General features: G+C 69.9%; 21 protein-coding genes and 1 pseudogene. 7 read left to right on the plus strand and 15 right to left on the minus strand.

Going from position 1 to position 17,680, the window contains the following annotated elements; all coding sequences use genetic code 11:
- Positions 1 to 44: 44 nt before the first annotated feature.
- Positions 45 to 890 carry an SAM-dependent methyltransferase gene (locus AB0J97_RS43145; protein ID WP_364100677.1) on the minus strand — a complete coding sequence of 282 codons (846 nt, stop codon included), beginning with the start codon at positions 888 to 890 and terminating at the stop codon, positions 45 to 47.
- 86 nt (positions 891 to 976) lie between these two features.
- Here AB0J97_RS43145 and AB0J97_RS43150 point away from each other — a divergent pair, with 86 nt between their 5' ends.
- The gene (locus tag AB0J97_RS43150) at positions 977 to 1,414 is read left to right on the plus strand and encodes a hypothetical protein (protein WP_364100680.1); all 438 of its coding nucleotides are present in this window, start codon (positions 977 to 979) and stop codon (positions 1,412 to 1,414) included.
- A 16-nt stretch (positions 1,415 to 1,430) separates the two neighbouring features.
- On the opposite strand, the gene AB0J97_RS43155 is transcribed toward AB0J97_RS43150, so the two are convergent.
- From AB0J97_RS43155 to AB0J97_RS43170, 4 genes are all read right to left on the minus strand, one after another.
- Entirely contained in the window at positions 1,431 to 1,733 is a 303-nt protein-coding gene (locus AB0J97_RS43155; RefSeq protein WP_364100683.1) for a hypothetical protein, read from the minus strand.
- 26 nt (positions 1,734 to 1,759) lie between these two features.
- Entirely contained in the window at positions 1,760 to 1,921 is a 162-nt protein-coding gene (locus AB0J97_RS43160; protein ID WP_364100686.1) for a hypothetical protein, read from the minus strand.
- A gap of 264 nt (positions 1,922 to 2,185) precedes the next feature.
- Positions 2,186 to 2,338 (minus strand): hypothetical protein, encoded by a 153-nt coding sequence (locus AB0J97_RS43165; RefSeq protein WP_364100689.1) that lies wholly within the window; start codon positions 2,336 to 2,338, stop codon positions 2,186 to 2,188.
- A 52-nt stretch (positions 2,339 to 2,390) separates the two neighbouring features.
- On the minus strand, positions 2,391 to 3,071 hold the full coding sequence (locus AB0J97_RS43170; RefSeq protein WP_364100692.1) for a helix-turn-helix domain-containing protein: 681 nt from the start codon (positions 3,069 to 3,071) through the stop codon (positions 2,391 to 2,393).
- A gap of 123 nt (positions 3,072 to 3,194) precedes the next feature.
- Between AB0J97_RS43170 and AB0J97_RS43175 the strand changes: the two genes are divergently transcribed.
- Both AB0J97_RS43175 and AB0J97_RS43180 read left to right on the plus strand, forming a co-directional pair.
- Positions 3,195 to 3,656 carry a DUF6640 family protein gene (locus tag AB0J97_RS43175; RefSeq protein WP_364100695.1) on the plus strand — a complete coding sequence of 154 codons (462 nt, stop codon included), beginning with the start codon at positions 3,195 to 3,197 and terminating at the stop codon, positions 3,654 to 3,656.
- Complete coding sequence (locus AB0J97_RS43180) at positions 3,653 to 4,282, plus strand: NAD(P)H-binding protein (protein ID WP_364100698.1); 630 nt, start codon at positions 3,653 to 3,655, stop codon at positions 4,280 to 4,282. The genes AB0J97_RS43175 and AB0J97_RS43180 overlap by 4 nt, the downstream gene beginning before the upstream one ends.
- A 192-nt stretch (positions 4,283 to 4,474) precedes the next feature.
- On the opposite strand, the gene AB0J97_RS43185 is transcribed toward AB0J97_RS43180, so the two are convergent.
- The 3 genes and pseudogenes from AB0J97_RS43185 to AB0J97_RS43195 form a co-directional block, all read right to left on the minus strand.
- Positions 4,475 to 4,858 (minus strand): VOC family protein, encoded by a 384-nt coding sequence (locus AB0J97_RS43185; protein WP_364100701.1) that lies wholly within the window; start codon positions 4,856 to 4,858, stop codon positions 4,475 to 4,477.
- An 83-nt stretch (positions 4,859 to 4,941) separates the two neighbouring features.
- Positions 4,942 to 5,127 (minus strand): annotated as a pseudogene (locus AB0J97_RS43190) (helix-turn-helix domain-containing protein); the annotation flags it as partial.
- Positions 5,114 to 5,548, minus strand: a complete 435-nt coding sequence (locus AB0J97_RS43195; RefSeq protein WP_364100704.1) for an SRPBCC domain-containing protein — start codon at positions 5,546 to 5,548, stop codon at positions 5,114 to 5,116. The pseudogene AB0J97_RS43190 and the gene AB0J97_RS43195, both read right to left, overlap by 14 nt.
- A gap of 510 nt (positions 5,549 to 6,058) precedes the next feature.
- Between AB0J97_RS43195 and AB0J97_RS43200 the strand changes: the two genes are divergently transcribed.
- The 4 genes from AB0J97_RS43200 (at position 6,059) to AB0J97_RS43215 (ending at position 10,447) form a co-directional block, all read left to right on the plus strand.
- Entirely contained in the window at positions 6,059 to 7,060 is a 1,002-nt protein-coding gene (locus AB0J97_RS43200; protein ID WP_364100707.1) for a magnesium and cobalt transport protein CorA, read from the plus strand.
- Positions 7,061 to 7,545: 485 nt separating this feature from the next.
- Positions 7,546 to 7,836 carry an antibiotic biosynthesis monooxygenase gene (locus AB0J97_RS43205; protein WP_364100710.1) on the plus strand — a complete coding sequence of 97 codons (291 nt, stop codon included), beginning with the start codon at positions 7,546 to 7,548 and terminating at the stop codon, positions 7,834 to 7,836.
- Between the two features lie 46 nt (positions 7,837 to 7,882).
- A complete protein-coding gene (locus tag AB0J97_RS43210) occupies positions 7,883 to 8,509 on the plus strand; it encodes a TetR/AcrR family transcriptional regulator (protein WP_364100713.1) in 627 nt (208 codons plus the stop codon).
- A gap of 420 nt (positions 8,510 to 8,929) precedes the next feature.
- Positions 8,930 to 10,447, plus strand: coding sequence for an RtcB family protein (locus AB0J97_RS43215; protein ID WP_364100716.1), 1,518 nt, complete (start codon positions 8,930 to 8,932; stop codon positions 10,445 to 10,447).
- A gap of 37 nt (positions 10,448 to 10,484) precedes the next feature.
- On the opposite strand, the gene AB0J97_RS43220 is transcribed toward AB0J97_RS43215, so the two are convergent.
- The 7 genes from AB0J97_RS43220 to AB0J97_RS43250 all read right to left on the minus strand — a co-directional run bounded on the left by AB0J97_RS43220 (position 10,485) and on the right by AB0J97_RS43250 (position 17,675).
- Positions 10,485 to 12,479 (minus strand): serine hydrolase domain-containing protein, encoded by a 1,995-nt coding sequence (locus tag AB0J97_RS43220; RefSeq protein WP_364100719.1) that lies wholly within the window; start codon positions 12,477 to 12,479, stop codon positions 10,485 to 10,487.
- 122 nt (positions 12,480 to 12,601) lie between these two features.
- The gene (locus AB0J97_RS43225) at positions 12,602 to 12,850 is read right to left on the minus strand and encodes a hypothetical protein (RefSeq protein WP_352326865.1); all 249 of its coding nucleotides are present in this window, start codon (positions 12,848 to 12,850) and stop codon (positions 12,602 to 12,604) included.
- Positions 12,847 to 13,179 (minus strand): winged helix-turn-helix domain-containing protein, encoded by a 333-nt coding sequence (locus tag AB0J97_RS43230; protein ID WP_364100722.1) that lies wholly within the window; start codon positions 13,177 to 13,179, stop codon positions 12,847 to 12,849. The genes AB0J97_RS43225 and AB0J97_RS43230 overlap by 4 nt, the downstream gene beginning before the upstream one ends.
- A 309-nt stretch (positions 13,180 to 13,488) precedes the next feature.
- Entirely contained in the window at positions 13,489 to 14,424 is a 936-nt protein-coding gene (locus AB0J97_RS43235; RefSeq protein WP_364100725.1) for an NADP-dependent oxidoreductase, read from the minus strand.
- Between the two features lie 96 nt (positions 14,425 to 14,520).
- Positions 14,521 to 15,120, minus strand: a complete 600-nt coding sequence (locus AB0J97_RS43240; protein ID WP_364100727.1) for a TetR family transcriptional regulator — start codon at positions 15,118 to 15,120, stop codon at positions 14,521 to 14,523.
- Positions 15,120 to 15,962, minus strand: coding sequence for an aldo/keto reductase (locus AB0J97_RS43245; protein ID WP_364100730.1), 843 nt, complete (start codon positions 15,960 to 15,962; stop codon positions 15,120 to 15,122). The genes AB0J97_RS43240 and AB0J97_RS43245 overlap by 1 nt, the downstream gene beginning before the upstream one ends.
- A gap of 201 nt (positions 15,963 to 16,163) precedes the next feature.
- Positions 16,164 to 17,675, minus strand: coding sequence for a hypothetical protein (locus tag AB0J97_RS43250; RefSeq protein WP_364100733.1), 1,512 nt, complete (start codon positions 17,673 to 17,675; stop codon positions 16,164 to 16,166).
- Between the last annotated feature and the right edge of the window lie 5 nt (positions 17,676 to 17,680).

Raw genomic sequence — 17,680 nt, forward strand, 5'->3', positions numbered from 1 at the left:
CATCGCCGAGTTCAGAGCCCTCACCACCGCCCTCCGGGGGCGGGTCAGGCCTTGACGGCGAGCCCGCCGTACATCGAGACCATGGAGTCCTCCACGAGCAGCGCCTGGTCGTCGGGCCGCCACCGGTGCACCGGCACCACACCCGGCTCGATGAGCTCGAACCCGGTGAAGAACTCCTCGATCTGCGCTCTGGTACGGGCCTTGGACATGATGCCGCGCCGGTTGTACTGGGCGACGGCCCCGCTCACCAGCCTGCTCGGCGCGCTGTCGAGCGTGATGGTGGACAGGGCCAGGAAGCTGCCCGGCGGCAGCGGCTTCATCAGGTGCTCGATGATCGAGCGGACGTCGGAGTCGTCGCGGATGAAGTGCACGACGGCGATCAGGCACAGCGCGACGGGACGGGTGAAGTCGAAGGTGTCGCGGACCTCGGCCGAGCCGATGATGGCGTCGGGGTCGTTCAGGTCGGCCTGGATGTACCGGGTTCTGCCCTCCGGGGTGCTGGTGAGCAGGGCGCGGGCGTGGACGAGGACGAGCGGGTCGTTGTCCACGTAGATGACCCGGGCGGCGGGGTCGGCCTGCTGGGCCACCTCGTGCAGGTTGGGCGAGGTGGGCAGTCCGGTGCCGATGTCGATGAACTGGTCGACGCCGCGCTCGGCCGCCAGATGGCGGGTCACCCTGACCATGAAGTCGCGGTTGGCGCGTACGGACGTCGGCATGTAGGGGGCTATCTTGATGACCTCCTCGGCCGCCGTGCGGTCGGCCGCGAAGTTGTCCTTGCCTCCCAGGAGGTAGTCGTAGACCCGCGCCGAGTGCGGCACGTTCGTCCTGAGATCGACCCCCGTCCGCCTGTCGCCGGTCACCCCCGCACCTCCATGTTGATCATCTGCCATGTGCCCCACGTTAGCGGGATTCAGGGGGCGGGATCCGGCGAATCCCACCTGGAACGACAACATCCTGGGCTCAGCGAGAAGAGAGCTTGCTCTTCCTGCGGGTGTGGCGGTCGGGGACGGGGGAGCGGCCCGCGGAATGGTCGGCGAACGCCTCGGACGCCTTGGCCGGAGTCGCCGTCGGGCAGCAGCGAGACCAGGCGGCCGCGCTCGTCGGCCATCGCGTGCCGGTCGCCGTCGAAGAGCGTGTCGGCGGTGGCGCGCAGGCTCGGTTCGAGGATCTCCCACATCCGGGTCAGGAACGGGTTGCCGCCGCCCGGAGGGCAGATCAGGCGTGCACACGTCCGATCATCACGCTGGACGTCGTCACCGGCAGCGCCATCGGCGACGTGGCCGTCTGCGCCACCGGAGACGCCACCGCCGCCGCCAGGTGGACCGGCGCCGTCCTCACCGTCCTCGCCACCTGCGTCCTGAGCGCGCAGACCCTCGTCCACGAACGCGCCCACCCTCAGCCGGCGCGGGACTGACCCCGTTCGAAGGGTGTCAGGCCGGCGGCACGTGGGCGCACCGCGACGCGACCACGGTGCCGTCGACATACGCGGCCGTCGGGCACAGGAACGTCTGGGGAGGCGAGGACACCCCGGACCGGAGCGTGACGTAGGCCGGTTCCGTGCCCGACGCCGGTCCCGTGCAGGGGCCGGCGAGGATGTCGATCCCTCCGCGGTAGGGGTTGGGCGACCAGAAGCCCTGGGCGCAGTCGTACACACGCTCCTGGGCCGCGGCCGCCGTCGCGGGCAGGAGCGCTGCCGCGACGAGAGCGAGGAGGAGCGTTCGGACGGGGCGCATGATGATTCCCTTCGGAGTCCTGAGGGTCAGCGGACGAAGCTGCCCGGGCCCACGCCGTATCCGGTGCCGTCGCACGGGTTGCCGTCGAGGTGGTAGCCGTACTGACCAGGGGTGATGCTGCCGAAGAAGCATTCGTAGGAGCCTTCGGCGTGGGCGGCGGGGGTCGCCAGGAGGGGCGCCGCGAGCACTGCGGCGGCGATGACCGAACGTTTGAGCGGACGCAGGATGATCCCTTCACGGAGACGGTTCCGTTCAAGAAACTAGGAAGCCCGGCCAGGGGTTGCCCAGAGGCATCTGTCACCGGTTTAAGTGCGCTTCTCCCAGAGCCACGTGTTCGAGCATGCCGACCCGGGCTACTGCTCCGGCCCGGAAGCCAGGACGAACGTGCAGCTCACGACCGTGAACGGGGTATTGAACACCCTTCAGGGTGGCGGCCACCATCTCCTCGACGCTTACGCCGCCGGTTCGTCTGCGCCCCTTGAGGAACGCGGCGATCCGAGCGACCGCAGGCCCTGCGCCGAGGCCGAGGAGGCGAGCGCGCTGCGGCCCGGGCAGTTGAGGTGGGCGTCGCCCAGCGGGGGCAGCCGCGCCACATCCTCGTCCACAGGTCCAAGAGCAATGAGTTGATCTCAGCCGAAATGATCTCGGGAGGTTGCTTCAGGCAGGTGATCGGCGCGCAGGCTCGATGCGGGGATTTTCAGCTCCGGACGCATCCAGGTGCCGGCAGGCGGCCTCGATGGTGCCGAACAGTTCTTCGGCCATCGGCGCCAGCGCGGCCCGGACCTCACTGGCCCCCTCTCCCGCGAGCAGTCGGTGCCGGAACTCCCCGTCCAGCACCCGGTCAATGGCCGATGCGAGTGCCGCCACCAGCCGCGGGCGTAGCGGATCCCCCTGCGGCGGCATGTCCTCGGCCAAAGTGGCGGCGAGAAGATCCTCTCGCTCCCGGCGCAGCTCCAGTTCCCTGCCGCGCAGTGCAGGGCTGGCGTCCATGGTCCGCTGGTACTCGACGCTCTGCACGAGCAGGCCGGCGACGTGATAGTCGCTGAGCAGCCGCAGGTAGCCGCGGGCCAAGGCCTGTGCGATCGATTCGTCGTCTCGACGGCTCCTGATGGCCGCGCTCGGTGCTGCCACAAAGCTGTCGCGCTCCTGGAAGAAGAGGTCCTCCTTCGTCGGGAAGTGGTTGAAGACCGTCTGGACCGCCGTGTCGGCCTCCCTGGCCACGTCGGCGATGGTGACGGCGTCGAATCCCCGCGCGAGAAAGAGCCGCATCGCTGCCTCGCCGATCGCCTGTCGCGTCTGCTGCTTCTTGCGGTCTCGCCGGCTCGTCATCTCGCTCATGGGCCAAGCGTACGAGCCCTCGCGGCGGCCGATACATAAATAGTGTGACTCTATTCATGTATGGACACTGTCGATGTAGTCACTACACTTATGGAACGTCTCCAATCACCGTGAGAGGTAAGCGTGACGACATCGAAGCGACACTGGGCCCTGCCGCGCGTACTCATCGCCCTGGTGGCGGTCGAGACCGCCCTGGGAGCGCTCCTGTTCGACCTGGTCCTCCATGACACGGCCCACGAGCACATGTACAACCCGGCCTGGCCTCCGCACGCCAAGTTCCACGACGCGCAGTACATCGTCACGTCGCTGGCTCTCGGCCTGCTCGCCCTGCTCCTGCTGGTCCGCCGCCATGGGGACACGCACTCACGCCTGCTGTGGTCGGCAGGCATCGTGGCCGTACCGTGGGCCGGCATGTTCCCCGCGCTGCTGTTCCCCGGCACCGCCACGTACGACCCGGAATTCAAGGACGAAACCCAGTTCGTTCTCGGCCTGCATGGCCAGTTGTTCATGGCCGCCGTCACTTGCGTGATCCTCGCCATCGCGGTGCTCCTCGCCGTGACGCGCCGCCCTCAGGTCACGTCGTGAGGCTGTTCGTCTTCGGTGCGAGCGGTGGCCTGGGCGCGCAGGTGCTCGACCAGGCCCTGGGCTCCGGCCACCGCGTCACCGCCGTAGCACGCACCCCCGAATCGATCCCCGGCCATGCCCGCCTGACGATCCTGCCCGGCAATGTGCTGGAACCCCATGGCTGGCGCCGGGTGCTCGCGGGCCACGACGCGGTGCTGTCGTGCCTCGGAAGCGCCGATCGACGTCCCACGACCGTCTACTCGCAAGGTATGACCGGCATCATCGCGGCCATGCGGGACAGCGGAGTGCGCCGACTGACCTGCGTCACCTCAGCCAGTCTCAGCCTGCCCCCGACCGCACCGCTGAGCCGGCGACTGCTGATCGGCGGTGTGGTCCGGCCGCTGTACCGCCACGTCTACACCGACATGACCAAGATGGAGGACGTCGTCACCACCAGTGACCTGGACTGGACCATCGTCCGACCGCCGAAGCTGACCGACGGCGAGCTCACCCGCCAGTACCGGACGGCCGCCAACCAGCACCTGCCGCGCCCGCGTACTTTGTCGCGTGCCGATCTCGCGCACTACATGCTCAACCATCTCGACGATCAGGCGAGCCGACGGTCCATCATCGAGATATCCCGGTGATCGTGCGTTGTTGTCGGCGCAGATGTTGTCGTCGAGGTCCGGCAGGCCTTTCCCGCGGACGTCGCCGATCATGGGGATGGTGCTCGCCTCATCGCCGCCAGTACGCGGGTGGAGGCCTCGATGGCGGCCTGGCCGTCGACAAGGAGAGGCAACGCTTGCGACGCCTCGTCGCTCCGGTCCCGACGACGGTGATCAGCCGGACTGTGCGAGCAGATGGACGATACCGGCCGGGTTCTTGATCCAATGGGTTCTGGAATCGAGGTTCTCCAGGGGTTCCAGCTCATCACAGGGGTGGATGCCGATGTCGGCCAGCTTGCCCGTCGCCGCGTCCAGGTCATCGGTGTGGAGTTGCAGCCACAGGTCGGGCCGGCTGTAGTTGTCCACGCAGTCGAGCCACAGCGTGTTGGGCCCGAACCGCACCGAATGAGTTCTCGAGACGGTCGGTGCATAGGAGACGTCGTCCTCTTTGACCTCGAAGCCCAGGGTGTCTCGATAGAAGGCCACGGTGGCCTCGTACTGCGCCTTGGGGATCTTCATGGCGATGTTCAGGCCGGCGGTGAATTCAGGCTTGTCCATGGTTGCTCGACTCCTTCGTGTCGGTGGCGTCCAGTGCGTGTTCCAGCGCGGTCAGGCGGTCGTCCCACCTGTTGGCGAGCAGTGCCCGCTTCGGCGAGCCGGCCGAGGTGCCTGGCTACCGCCTGACGGCTGACCGGCAACCGTCGCGCCAGATCAGTGACGGTGGCCGGCCCGGTGCGGGAGAGCTCCTCCAGCAGCGCCCGCCGCGTCGGGTCGGTGAGCGCCGCGAACACCGCGACGGCCTGCCCTTCCGCATCAGGCGGCCGCATCGAGGTAGGTCTTCAGGTCGACGAGTTCTGCGTCCCATCCCTGGCTGTTGGCCTCATGGGCGGACCAGGCGACGTCGTCGGCGGCTTGGGCGAATCCGCTCTCCACGAGACGCAGCCGGGTGCCGTCCGGCACTTGCTCCAGCGTGAACTCCACAAGCGTCTGCAGTTCATGGTTCGCCGGCAGGCCCTCGATCCCCCACCTGAACGCGAAACGGCGGGGTGGCTCGACCGCCGTGATCGTGGCGACAGATTCCTGGCCGAGGTCCTCCCAGCGGAAGTACGCTCGCCCGCCGGGCCGCAGATCTACCTCGGCCACCGAACCGAACCACCGCGAGAGGCCTTCGGCGGTGATCAGGGCGGCCCACACCCGCTCAATGGGATGCCTCAGCACCACTTCGCGTTCGATCGTGTCCGGGACCATGCCCACCCTCCTGTCGCAACCTTTGTGTTGCCATTAATATAGCAACATAAAGGTTGCGACAGGCGCCCGCCAGCCCCAGACGTCCGCATGATCAGGGCGCCGGTTCTCCCGCTCACCAGATCCGCAACGGTGGCGTGCGCACCCTCGCCGGAACCCTTCCCCCGCCACTGCGAGAAACCCGTCGCCCCGAGAACGCGACAGCCGCAGGCGGCGGGAGCCGGTTGGCCGGGGCGGCGCCCCCTTGAACCGACTTCCGCCTGCAGGCTCTGCTCACTCGGCAGGCCGAGTCGGGCCGGGGTGAGAGAGGCGGCGCATCGTGTCAGTCCTGGCCGAAGTTTCCCGGATGCGCGCTGTCACGACACCGGCGCAGCCCCGTCTGGCTGCGGATGGAACGGCGCGAGATCGTCCCCCGTCCGCGCCGACGGCGCAGGGACGCGCGCCGGGCATCGAGGTGGAGAAGGCAGTCTTGAGGTCGAACGCGTCGGCCGGTGAGTCGTTCGATGGGCGACAATGCCGGATGTGATTGTGGACAAGGCGATCTACTGCGACGGCGTACGCCACACCATCCACGGCGACATCAGCGACGCCTTCAGTGATGCCAGGACCCGGGGCGACTGCTTCCTGTGGATCGGCTTGCACGAGCCCAGCCAGGAGGAGTTCGACCTGATCACCAGCGAGGTGAAGCTGCACCCGCTGGCGGTGGAGGACGCCATCCACGCCCATCAGCGGCCCAAACTCGAACGTTACGGCGACACCCTGTTCGTGGTGCTCAAGACGCTGCTGTACGTGGAGGACGGCTCCGACATCGAGGTCGGCGAGATCAACCTGTTCGTCGGCGCGGACTTCGTCATCAGTGTCCGGCACGGGCAGGCCAACCCGCTGACAGGGGTGCGCAGGCGGATCGAGGACGATCCCGAGCTGCTGGCCGCCGGGCCGGCCGGGGTGCTGTACGCGATCTGCGACCAGATCGTCGACACCTACTCGGAGATCTCCCACGAGGTCGAGCACGACTTGATCGTGCTGGAGCGGCGGGTCTTCAGCGGCGAGCAGGCCGACGTGACCGAGGACATCTACTCGCTCAAGCGTGAGGTGCTGGAGTTCCGGGCCGCTCAAGATCCCCTCATCCCCGTCCTTGAGGAGATCGTCAAGGGACGCGTGGAGTTGTGCAACGTGGCCCGCGACCAGTTCCGCGACGTCCTCGATCATCTGCTGCGGGTGGACGCGGCCGTCGACGAGCACAACGAACTGCTCACCAACGCCCTGAACGCCCACCTGGCCCTTGTCGGCCGCGAGCAGAGCGCGGCGGCCATGCAGCAGAACGCGGACATGCGCAAGATCTCCTCGTGGGCGGCGCTCATCGCCGTCCCCACCATGATCGCCGGGGTCTACGGCATGAACTTCGACCACATGCCCGAACTGCACTGGCTGCTCGGTTACCCGCTGAGCTTGTGCGTCATGGTCATCGCCGTGATCATCGTGTACCGGCTGCTGCGCAGGAGCGGATGGTTGTGAACGACTCCGCCGGGTGGAGCGACGGCTGCCGATGAGAGGATCCTCAACGGAAGCAAGGGGCCTTCGACGCGCCGTCCGCTACCTCCGACATGCCGATGGCCCCAGACGAGCGCACATGTGCCCCGGCTGCAATCTTCAGCGGGCGGGACGGTCCCGGCCGGTAGCCGGCGACGGTCTCCACGGTGAGGGTTGGCAGGCTCGTCGCCATGGGCGCGAAACCCTCGATCGGGCCGTTGCCCACCGCAACAGCGTCCAGTGGTCCGGTGTCGGCGCCGGTGGTGGCGGCTTTCACGGGTGGGTGACAGATTGAAAAATATGGGTCAAACTACTATTTGTGTCATTGACCCGAAATGGTCCGCGTGTGGATCGGGTCGGTTTGGCGTGGCTTCATCCCATCGCTCCTACGGGCGCTGCCTTTCATCGACAGCACACCGCAAGGCGGCGGGCGACCCCTCGTGGCTCGATCTCCGAAAGGACGTCATGTCATGTTCGCTCAGGTTGTCTCCACGGAGGCGGAAAGCGACAAGCTCGCCGGTCTCCTCACGTTCTGCGAGGAGCAGCTCCCAAGCTTCCGCGAAGTTCCCGGTTTCAAAGGTTTCTACCTGCTTGCCGACCGCCAGAGCGGCAAGGTCCTGACCATCTCCCTGTGGGACAGCGACGACGACCTGCGCAGGAACAACGAAGGCCGAGGCGCCCAGGCGCGTCAGGAGGCGAGTGCGGAGCTGGGCGTCACCCCTCCTCCGGTCGCCCTCTACGAGGTCGTGCTGCAAGCATGACCCACAGCGGAGCGGCCCTGTCGGCCTGCGAACAGAGATCGGCACAATGAGCCCACCGACTCATCCCTCCCCGGGCCTGCGGGAACGCAAGAGGATCAAGCTGCGACGCGCCATCCAGACCGCGGCGCTGCGCCTCTTCGAGAGCCAGGGCTACGAGAACACCACCGTTGAGCAGATCGCCGAGGCCGCCGAGACCTCCACCACCACCTTCTACCGCTACTTTCCCACCAAGGAGGACGTCGTCCTCGACAACGACGCCTCCCCCCTCTTCGAGACCACCACCGCTGAGCGACCCGCGGGCGAGCCCCTGACGGCGACGGTCCGCGCCGCCATGGGCGCGGTCGTGGCGGCGGTCGAAGCCGACCGCGACCTCACTCTCGCCCGCATGCGGCTCGTCGCGACCGTCCCGGCCCTCGAAGCTCGTTACGCCGGCGAAGAGCGCAGGACCATCGAGCTCCTGACCGCCCTGCTCGCCGGCCGCACCGGGCGCCCGGCCGACGACTACCAGCTCGAACTCATCGCTTTCGTCCTCGCGGGGGTCCTGTTCACCGCCTCCCGCAGATGGGTGGCCGACCAGGGCGCCACCCCGCTCGCCGCCCTGGTCGACCAGGCCCTCACTACCGTCGAACCGCTACTGGCCACCCTTGAGGACCCGACCCGGACACTGCCCTGACCGGCCGGGCGGGGTGGGGCTGAGCACGTCGACCGCACGCCACGGGCAGACGGCGAATCCGCGCGGCGGCAGCACCGGGATCGGCAGCGCCTTGTGGTCATCTCCCACATCTCGTTGCGGGGGAGGGGGAGGGGGCGCGGGTCAGATACACGGTGGCCGCAGCTCGCAGCATGAAATCGGGTTTTCCCTGAGTCGGTTCAAAGGGTGGAAGGGGACAGTGCCGGCATCGCCTCCTCGGTGGAGGCGTAAATCCGTGGTGTGGGCGGCGTGTGCCGTACTACAGTCGGGCACGCCTTCACCCTCGCGGCTGCTGAACCACGAGGCCCACGGCGGCGGCTCCGGTCCGTCGCCTTCTTCGGCGCGCTTTCGACCGCGCCCGCCCTTAGATCGCGTTTCAGCAGCCCGAAGGACTTCACCATCATGCGCACCCGTCAGGACCGCCGTCTCGTGCGCCGCGACGAGCAGTGGCTCACCCTCCCGAACCCCTGGGACGTCCCCGTCGACATCTGTGCCGACGAGCGTGTGCCTCTCGAACCGGCCGCCGTCGACGAAGTGCTGTCCGTCCTGGAGACCGCCGACACCCTCGACCGCCTCGCCGAGGCCGTACCCGGCCACGACGGTCCGCTGCCCCGCCTGGTCCGCCTCGTCCTCACCCCTGACTTCCACAAGGGCGCGGGCATCCCGATCGGCACGGTCATCGAGACCGAGGGCGCGCTGCTCCCGCAGGCGGTCGGCAACGACGTCAACTGCGGCATGCGGCTGGAGGTCACCTCACTCACCGTGGAGCAGGTACGGCCGCGCCTGGACGCCCTGGAACGGCGGCTGCGGCACTTGTTCTTCGAGGGCGGCCGCCGCATCGCCCTCACGCCCGCCCAGCGGGAGGCGCTCCTGCGCGACGGGCTCCCGGGGCTCATGCTCACCGGCGACGCCCCCTGGCAAGGCCACCAGCCGACCGACACCGAGGACTGCCTGGACCGCATGCACGCCCCGGCGCACCCGACCGGCACCGCCGAGGCGTTCGCCGACTGGATCACCAGCGCGGGCGGCACCGAGGCCGCCAGCCACGACAGCCTCATCGGCAGCATCGGCGGCGGCAACCACTTCGCCGAACTGCAGTACGTGGCACGGATCCACGATCCCGCCGCCGCGTACGCGTGGGGTCTGACGGCGGGCGCGGTCGTCCTGATGGTGCACAGCGGCTCACTGGCGCTGGGACACCAGGCCAACGCCACAGCGCTGGACCGGCTGCGCCGGACCTGGCCGCCGGGGTTGTCGCGACCCCGCAACCAGATCCTGCCGTTCCTGCTGAACGGGCGCACGGCCGCCGCCCGGCGCCGCTACCTGGACGCCTTCGGCAACGCCGCCAACTTCGCCTCAGGCAATCGGTTCTTCCTCGCCCTCACCATGCGGGCCGGACTCGCCGCCGAATGCGGTCGGATGACGGCGCGCCTGCTCTACGACGCGCCGCACAACCTGTTCTGGCAGGACGGGGACCGCGTCGTCCACCGCAAGGGCGCGACGCCGGCGGGTGGTCACGAGCAGATGAGCGGCGGCCCGTACACGATGTGGGGTGAGCCCGTGATCGTGCCCGGGTCGATGGGAGCGTCCAGCTACCTGCTGCGGGGCCACGGCAACGCCCGCACGTTGGCCAGCGCCTGCCACGGCGCCGGACGGCGGGTCCCGCGCGGCGCCACCGCACGGGCCGGCGACCGCGACCTCGACGCGTTCCTGCGGGAGTTCCGCGTGGTCACGCCGCTGGACCACCGCGATCCGACCGTGGCGCGCCGCGCGGACGTGATGGCGGCCTGGCGGCGCGACCTCAAGCAGGAAGCTCCGTGGGCGTACAAGGACATCGGGCCCGTGGTGTCGAGCCTGCAGGCGGGAGGCGTGGCGGACCCGGTGGCCGAGCTGCGCCCGCTCCTCACCGTCAAGGGCTGACCGCCTTCCCGAACCAAGGGCCGGGTGCCGGGGGCTCTCAGCCGATCAGGTTGTAGGCGGCGGCCACACTCAGATAGGCGAGCGCGGCCAGGACCACGACGGTGCAGTGAACCCGCCCGGCCAGGGTCCACCAGCCCTTGACCCAGGCCAGACCGGCGGTGACCAGCGTCACGGCGGCCCCGGCCGCGGCCAGGACGGGCAGCGTGGTGATGGTCGTGAACAACGGGCTGCCGCCCAGGAAGAACTCAGCCTGGTTGGCGTCGAAGTCCGCGAACATCGCCACGAGGGACCCGGCGGAGGCCGTGACGAGCACCGCCGTGATCCACGCGGGCAGCCCGGCCAGGCGTGGCCCGCGAACCGGCCGCCGGCGCGCCGCCCGCCCGGCTCCGGCGGCAGCCCCGAAAGCACCTGCGGGTGCGGATCCGTCACTGGACCCGCCGGGCCTGCGGCGGCGCCGCGCGAGGCGTACGGCATGCGCGAGGGGTCCGCCCACAGCCGACAGCAGCAGCACGGTCAGGCTCACGCCGAGCACGCCGAGATGCACCGTGGGCGACTGGTACCAGGCCAGGCGCTCCAGCGGCCCCGCCGGGTTCTCCGTGGCCAGCAGGCCGTCGGGGCGGAACCGGATCGTGCGGTAGCCGTTCTTCTCGCGGAACAGGGCGGGGGCGATCTGCGTCCACTGGCGGCTCTCGGTGGGGCCGAGCGCGACCGCGCCGGTGGTGGTCAGGAGGCCGTCGCCGCCCGCGCTGACCGTCACGGTGCTGGTGAGCGAGCTGAGCTTGCCCAGGTCGGTCATGTCGGCGGCCAGGGCCGTACGGTAGGTGCCGGTGTACTGGGCGACGTCGGGCAGCGGGCCCGGCGTGCCGTCCGCCGGGGCGGGGGCCGGGGCGAAGCGGTCGGCGAAGGCGTTGACCAGGGACCAGGCGGAGTCGGGGCCGCCCTTGCCGATGCCGTTGTAGGAGGCGTAGACGCCGATGCCCCGGTCGGGGATCAGCGCCATGATCGCGAAGTAGCCGGGAATGTTGCCCCGGTGCACCAGCAGGCGCCGGCCGTTCCTGGTGTACTCCTGGAAGCCGTACCCCATGCCGGCGGTGCCCTCGGCGTTGCCGAAGTGGCGGCTCTGCATGAGTCGCACGCTGTCCGGCCTGAGTATCCTCCCGCCGCCGGTCAGCTGGGCCAGCATGAACGCGGCCATGTCGGTGGCGGTGGAGCGGAAGCCGGCTCCGTGCGGCGGCATGTGTCCGTATTTGGCCCCTTCGGCCCGGACCTGGTGGCCGTCCTGGAGACGGTAACCGGGGGCCAGCGCCTGGGCGACGGGGCCGGGCTCGGGCTGGGCCATGCTGGAGCGCGTCATGCCGAGCGGGCGGAAGATGTTCTCCTGCACGTACTGCTGGAAGGGCAGGCCCGAGCGCACCTCGACCAGGTAGCCGGCCAGGCCCATCCCGTAGTTGGAGTAGACGGCCCTGGTGCCGGGCGGCCGGATCCGGGGCGGCTGGTGGTCGGCGAGGTGGGCGCCGAGCGGGTGCACGTCACGGGCGGTGGCCGCGCCGGTGCCGAAGTCACCGCCGGCGAACCCGGCGGTGTGGGTCAGCAGGCTCGCCATGGTGACCGGCCGGCCCGGGTAGGCGTCGTCGATCTTGAACGTGGTGAGGTACTGGTTGACGTCGGCGTTCAGGTCGATCCGGCCCCGTTCGACGAGCTGCATGACGGCGGTGGCGGTGATCAGCTTGGCCACCGACGCGGGGGCGAAGACGGTCCGCTCGGCGTCCACGGGACGGCCGGTCTCCACCTCGGCGACGCCGTACCCCTGGGCGAAGACCTGACGGCCGCCCGCCACGACGGCGATCGCCGCCCCCGGGATGTGGTGCTCCTTGAGCTGGCGGGGCACGTAGGCGTCGGCGAACTCCCGTACCGACCGTGCCGGATCGGCCGCCGTCGCGGCGGCGGGGGCGCTCACTGCGAGCAGCGGCGCGGCGACCGCCAGCGAGCACATGAGGGCACGCCAGCGGGACGATTTGCGTTCGAGCAGCATGAGCTGCTCTCCTTTCTGTGGGAGCACGTACGCGTCAAAGGCACGCCGTCACGGCGTGGTCGTGCGGTTCCGCCGTCCGGGGGTGAGTTGCCGCTCGCCCCCGGACCTGTGTCACAGGCTCGTCAGTCGACGCTGAGCAGGATCCTCTCCATCGCCGCGACCTTCTCCGTCAGCTCGCCCAGCCTGGCCTGCACCTCACCCTGCCGCTGCACGGCCTGCTCGGCCAGTTCGCGATATCTGGCCATCTCGGCCGTCAGCACGTCGGTGCGGTGCCGTTCGAACCGGAAGTAGAACGCCATGCAGGCCGTGATCGCGCCGAACAGAATCAGCACGACCACGATGGGGATCACGATGGAACCGATGTCGATCACTGCGGGGTCTCCTGCACCTGATGGGGTCCTTCCTCGTCGTCCGCGCGCAGAGCCGCGAGGACGGTGTCGATCGTCAGGCTGAGCTCGAAGGGCAGCAGCTCGATGTACTTCATCGCCTTGCCGTCGGCCGACAGCTCCAGCCGCCCTTCGATCAGCCCCGCCTTCTCCAGCCGCTCCAGATGCATGTAGAGCAGCGCACGGGACACCTTGATCCGGCGGGCCAGCTCGCTGACGTGGACCCGGCCGTCGGCGAGCTCGGCGAGGATCTGCAACCTGAGTGGATGCCCGACCGCGCCGAGCAGGCGGAGCAACTCTTCGCTGGTCGGCATGTCGTCCTTGGGGAGCGTCTGTCTTGCACCTGTTAGTTCAGTCTTACAGGTGCAAGTGTACGCGTCAAACCGGCTCCACCCCCACTACCGCGACGGAGGCAAAGGCGGCCCGGGACGCGGTGCTCGCGGTCGGACTGTCCTGCTCCATCGCCACCGCCCTGCTCTGCCGGCCGAACGCTTGCGGGCGTCTGTCACTGCTGAACAGGCAGCAGGTTCGTCCCGGTCGCCCTTCGCGGTTCGACGGCGGCGACGGCTCCTCCGGTGGTGGCAGCGCTTTCGGGAGTCGTGTGCAGCCCTGGCGCGGATCGGTCAGCCGAACCGCAGGACGAACCGCCCGCGTACGCCGCGCCGTTCGAGCGAGCGATGCGCGTCGGCGGCTCGGGAGGCCGGCAGCTCGCCGGCCACGCGGACGGTGAGCCGCCCTTCACCGGCGAGTTCGGCGAGCCGGTCGAGCTCGGCCGCGGCCTCGACGTAGTCGCGGACGAAGATCGGGACGACGCGGACCCGGCCGGTCCCGTCGCCCTGGTAGCCGCGGACGGTGACGACGGTGCCGCCGTCCTTGACGGCAGGGAGCACGACGGCCTCCAGCACGGCGGCGTCGACGAGCCCGTCGACGCCGCCCGGGTGGTGGCGGCGGACCATCGCGGCGAAGTCGTCCCCCCGCGGCACGACTTCGTCGGCTCCGCACTCGCGGACGAAGGTCTCGTCCTGCTGGGCGGCGTCGGCGACGACGACCAGCCCGGCCTGCTTGGCGAGCTGGACGAAGTATCCGCCGACGGTGCCGGCTGCGCCGGTGACGGCGACCGTCGCGCCGGCCGGGAGCGCCAGCGTGTCGAGTGCGAGCCGGGCGGTGAGCCCGTTCATCGGGATGGTGGCGGCCTGAACGTCCGAGAGCCCGGCCGGGATCTTCGCGACCGAGCGTGCCGACATGACCAGGTCTGCCCGGTAGCCGCCGTGCTCGCCCGAGGGCACCACGATGGCCATGACGGCGTCCCCGATCGTGAACGGGCGGTCGACGGCGGGGCCGATCTCGGTGATCACGCCGGCGACCTCCATGCCCGGCACCCGCACCGCGTCCGCCTCATCCTGCCGCGGACGAGAACGGATCATCGCGTCGGCCGGGTTCACCGTGGCGCTGGTGACCCGGATCCTGACCTGACCGGGACCGATCGGTTCGGCCGCCAGATCGAGCTCGCCGAGAGCGTCCGGTCCGCCTGGCCGCGTCACTCCGATTGCTTGAACCATGGTCGTTCGTCCTCCTTGTTCGTTGCCGCCTGGGTGGTGATGGGCAGGGCCGACCGCGCCGCTGACGAGTCGCGGCGTGTGGTCGACCCGCTTCGGCTACGGCGATGTGGGGACGTGCAGGCCCTCCAGCAGCAGGTTGCACACCTCGTCGAGTTCGGCGCCGACGCCGGGGTGCTGCCATTCGGCCGCGTGGGCGAGGTGGTGGAACTTGGCGGTGGCGTTGAAGACCACGTGGGCGGTGGCCTCCGCGTCGTCGGTGCGGAGGCTGCCGTCGGCGGCGCCGTCGGCGATGATGGCCGTCAGCTGGCCCAGGAGGTCGGCGACGTGGTCGGTGGCGACGCTGCTGTGCGCGGCCGCGAGGATTCCATAGGCGGCGAACAGCTCGGGGTCCTCGCGAATCTTGGCCTGCTTCACGGCCAGGACGGCGTGCAGCCAGGTACGCAGTCGCTGCACCGGTGGGACCGCGCTGTCGGCGGCGATGACGGCGAGGGCGTCGCGGTTGCGGTCGAGCCAGCGCCGGGTCACGGCCTCGCGCAGCGCCTGCTTGGAGGGGAAGTGCTTGTAGACGGCGGCGTGGCTGACCCCGAGTGCGCGGGCGACGTCGACGACCGTTGCCTTGTCCGGTCCGTGGCGGCGCAGGATCTGCTCGGTGGCCGCCAGGATGGCGTTCGCATCCAGCGGGGTTCGGGCCGGCATCAGTGCCTGCCGCCCGTTCGCTCGCTGTCCAGGAGCGCGAGCAGGGCGGGGGCGTAGCGTTCTCCCGCGACCGCCCCACGGGGGACGGCCTGCTCGATCGCGTCCAGGTCGTCCTCGGTCAGCCGCAGGCCGACGGCGTCCACCGCCTCGGTGACGCTGTGCGGTCGGCTGGCCCCGACCAGCGCGACGATGTCCTGGTGCACGCGACCCTGCGCCAGCACCCACGCGATCGCGAGCTGGGCGACCGTGGCGCTGCGGGAGGTGGCGACCTCCCGCAGCCGCTCGACCAACGCGAGGTTGGTCTCGATGTTGCCGGCGGCGAAGCGGGGCAGGTGCCCGCGATGCCGTGCGTCGCCGGCCGACGGTCGCCATGTCCCGGTCAGCATCCCTTGGGCGAGCACCCCGTAGGCGGTGACGCCGATGCCCAGCTCGCGGCAGGTGGGCAGGATCTCATCTTCGACGCCGCGGCTGAACAGTGAGTACTCGATCTGGACGTCGGTGATCGGGTGCACGGCGTGGGCGCGGCGGATCGTCTCGGCGCCGACCTCCGACAGCCCGATGCCGCGGACGCTGCCGTCCACACCGAACAACGCGCCGAACTTCACGCTCACCACGGCGCGGTCGCGATCGGCGGGTCGCAGCGCCTGCCCGATGAGCGTCTCGTTGTGCCCCATCCCGTAGTGGTCGGCCGTGTCGATGAACGTGATCCAGGCGTCGAGCGCGTTGCGAAGCGTGGCGATGCTCTGCTCGTCGGCGCTGCGTCCGTACGCGCCGGACATGCCTGCACAACCGAGCCCGACCGCCCCCACACAGATGTCGGCGGCGAATGTCCTCTGCTCCATACGAGAAACGCTAAGCGGGTTGGTAACAGATGTCAAAACTTGTAACTTGCTACCTCGGCTTTACGGGTCCAGAGTGTGACGGCCTCTTCGAGTTCCTGGTGCGGCAGCTGGTCGGCGCGGTCGTCGTGGGTTTCTCCAGAGCCGCGCAAGGGAGCAACCCAGGCATCCCTGACAACCGACGCGCGTGGGCCGGGTCACCGGTCAGTGAAAGGCCATGTGATACACGTACGGGACCGCCCCCTGGTCGAAGCGGACGAAGAACACGTCGACCCGGCCCGCCCCCCAGGACGCGGCGGCTGGGGCGCGCTTCTCGTCGAGGGGCCCGGTGGCGGTGTGGTCCAGCGGTTCGGCAGGACGGTCCCAGCCGTGGCCGCCGGTGTTCCATCGCCGATCGACCAGGCGCCCTCCGGAGTTGTAGAACACGTGGAGCGACCCGAACCGGTCGGCGACCGCTGCCGGGTCGGAGGTGAGAGAGTCGCCCAGGTCCTCCTCCGCGCCCCGGGCTCCGGCGTCCAGCCACTGGTGCATGAGATGGTTCGCGGGGGATCGGTAGAAGACGTCCAGCCGTCCTTCGCCCCAGGATGCGGCCGTGGGCCGCCCCTGCACGGTCCCGCCCCAGTCCTCCTCGCCGGACCAGGCGCCGCCGCTCCAGTGGCGGTGCAGGAGGCGGCTGCCTCCGCTCGCGGTGGTGTAGAACACGTGCAACTGGTCCGACGCGGGCCACCCCACGGCGCAGAGCCCGTTGATCGTCCCCCAGCCCAGGTTCTCGGGCGCCGTCCACGACTGCCCGTCCCACCAGCGATGCCAGGGGCCCGTCCCCGGGTGCGCGTAGAGGAAGTCCAGATGCCCCGGACCCAGCGAGCTGAGGGCCATCGAGCCGATGGCGGAGGGGTCACCGCTCCCGTCGCCCGGTCCCGCCGGTCCCGGCTGGGACTCGAACGCCGCCCCGGTCCAGGCCACCCTGGCGATCTTCTTGAAGTCCGAGAACGAGCTCCATGCCGCGTCGATGCGGTTCGGCCCCCATGAGACGGCGGTCATCGCCGGTATCGGGACACCGTGGCTCATGGCGATCCCGCGCCGTTCCGACCAGCCCGGCAGGTGCGGCATCGGAGCTGGGGCCGGGACGACCGTCGCCGTCGCCCGTACGTCCGCGAAGGCCCCGTGCGGGGCGATGGTCCGCAGCATGTACGTGTAGTCGCCCGGCCCGCCCACGTGGTCGGTGAACCGTCCCGGGTCGGAGGCCCCAGGCGAGCTGAACAACCTCACTTCCGGCCCATGCCGGACCACGAACAGCTCCCTCACGGCCGCCGCGTCGACGCGGTCCCACGTCAGTTCGACGGCCCCGCCGATGTTCCCGACTGCGCGGAAATGGCCGGCGGGCGGCGGGGGCGGCTCCACCGGAGCGGTCGCCGAGGGCAGGGTACGTGCCTGGAAGCTGTTGGCCGCGATCACTCCTCCCGGGTACACGCACGCCACGATGAACGTCATCTGACGGTCGCTGGGCAGGTTCGTCCAGGTGTACCGGCCGCCCCACCCGCCGACCGAGGGATCGGCCGTGAACAGGGCGAGGTCGACGTCGATCGTGACCCGCAGGTCGAACGGGTTCACCCAGACGCGGTAGCCCAGCGGTGTGTCGCCGTTGGGCACCCAGGTGCTGACGACGCTGGTCGCGTTGCTCGACCACGGGCCGAATGTCGGGGCCACCTGAACCATGACCG

Source organism: Nonomuraea sp. NPDC049607 (assembly GCF_040675375.1).
GTDB lineage: Bacteria > Actinomycetota > Actinomycetes > Streptosporangiales > Streptosporangiaceae > Nonomuraea.

Excerpts from the sequence above, each read along its gene's own strand:
- AB0J97_RS43205 (WP_364100710.1), top strand. The coding sequence starts at position 7,546 with ATGTTCGCTCAGGTTGTCTCCACGGAGGCGGAAAGCGACAAGCTCGCC.
- AB0J97_RS43215 (WP_364100716.1), top strand. The coding sequence starts at position 8,930 with ATGCGCACCCGTCAGGACCGCCGTCTCGTGCGCCGCGACGAGCAGTGG.
- AB0J97_RS43200 (WP_364100707.1), top strand. The coding sequence starts at position 6,059 with ATGCCGGATGTGATTGTGGACAAGGCGATCTACTGCGACGGCGTACGC.
- AB0J97_RS43185 (WP_364100701.1), bottom strand. The coding sequence starts at position 4,858 with ATGGACAAGCCTGAATTCACCGCCGGCCTGAACATCGCCATGAAGATC.
- AB0J97_RS43240 (WP_364100727.1), bottom strand. The coding sequence starts at position 15,120 with ATGCCGGCCCGAACCCCGCTGGATGCGAACGCCATCCTGGCGGCCACC.
- AB0J97_RS43245 (WP_364100730.1), bottom strand. The coding sequence starts at position 15,962 with ATGGAGCAGAGGACATTCGCCGCCGACATCTGTGTGGGGGCGGTCGGG.
- AB0J97_RS43145 (WP_364100677.1), bottom strand. The coding sequence starts at position 890 with ATGGCAGATGATCAACATGGAGGTGCGGGGGTGACCGGCGACAGGCGG.
- AB0J97_RS43170 (WP_364100692.1), bottom strand. The coding sequence starts at position 3,071 with ATGAGCGAGATGACGAGCCGGCGAGACCGCAAGAAGCAGCAGACGCGA.
- AB0J97_RS43250 (WP_364100733.1), bottom strand. The coding sequence starts at position 17,675 with ATGGTTCAGGTGGCCCCGACATTCGGCCCGTGGTCGAGCAACGCGACC.
- AB0J97_RS43155 (WP_364100683.1), bottom strand. The coding sequence starts at position 1,733 with ATGCGCCCCGTCCGAACGCTCCTCCTCGCTCTCGTCGCGGCAGCGCTC.
- AB0J97_RS43235 (WP_364100725.1), bottom strand. The coding sequence starts at position 14,424 with ATGGTTCAAGCAATCGGAGTGACGCGGCCAGGCGGACCGGACGCTCTC.
- AB0J97_RS43210 (WP_364100713.1), top strand. The coding sequence starts at position 7,883 with ATGAGCCCACCGACTCATCCCTCCCCGGGCCTGCGGGAACGCAAGAGG.
- AB0J97_RS43230 (WP_364100722.1), bottom strand. The coding sequence starts at position 13,179 with ATGCCGACCAGCGAAGAGTTGCTCCGCCTGCTCGGCGCGGTCGGGCAT.
- AB0J97_RS43220 (WP_364100719.1), bottom strand. The coding sequence starts at position 12,479 with ATGCTGCTCGAACGCAAATCGTCCCGCTGGCGTGCCCTCATGTGCTCG.
- AB0J97_RS43195 (WP_364100704.1), bottom strand. The coding sequence starts at position 5,548 with ATGGTCCCGGACACGATCGAACGCGAAGTGGTGCTGAGGCATCCCATT.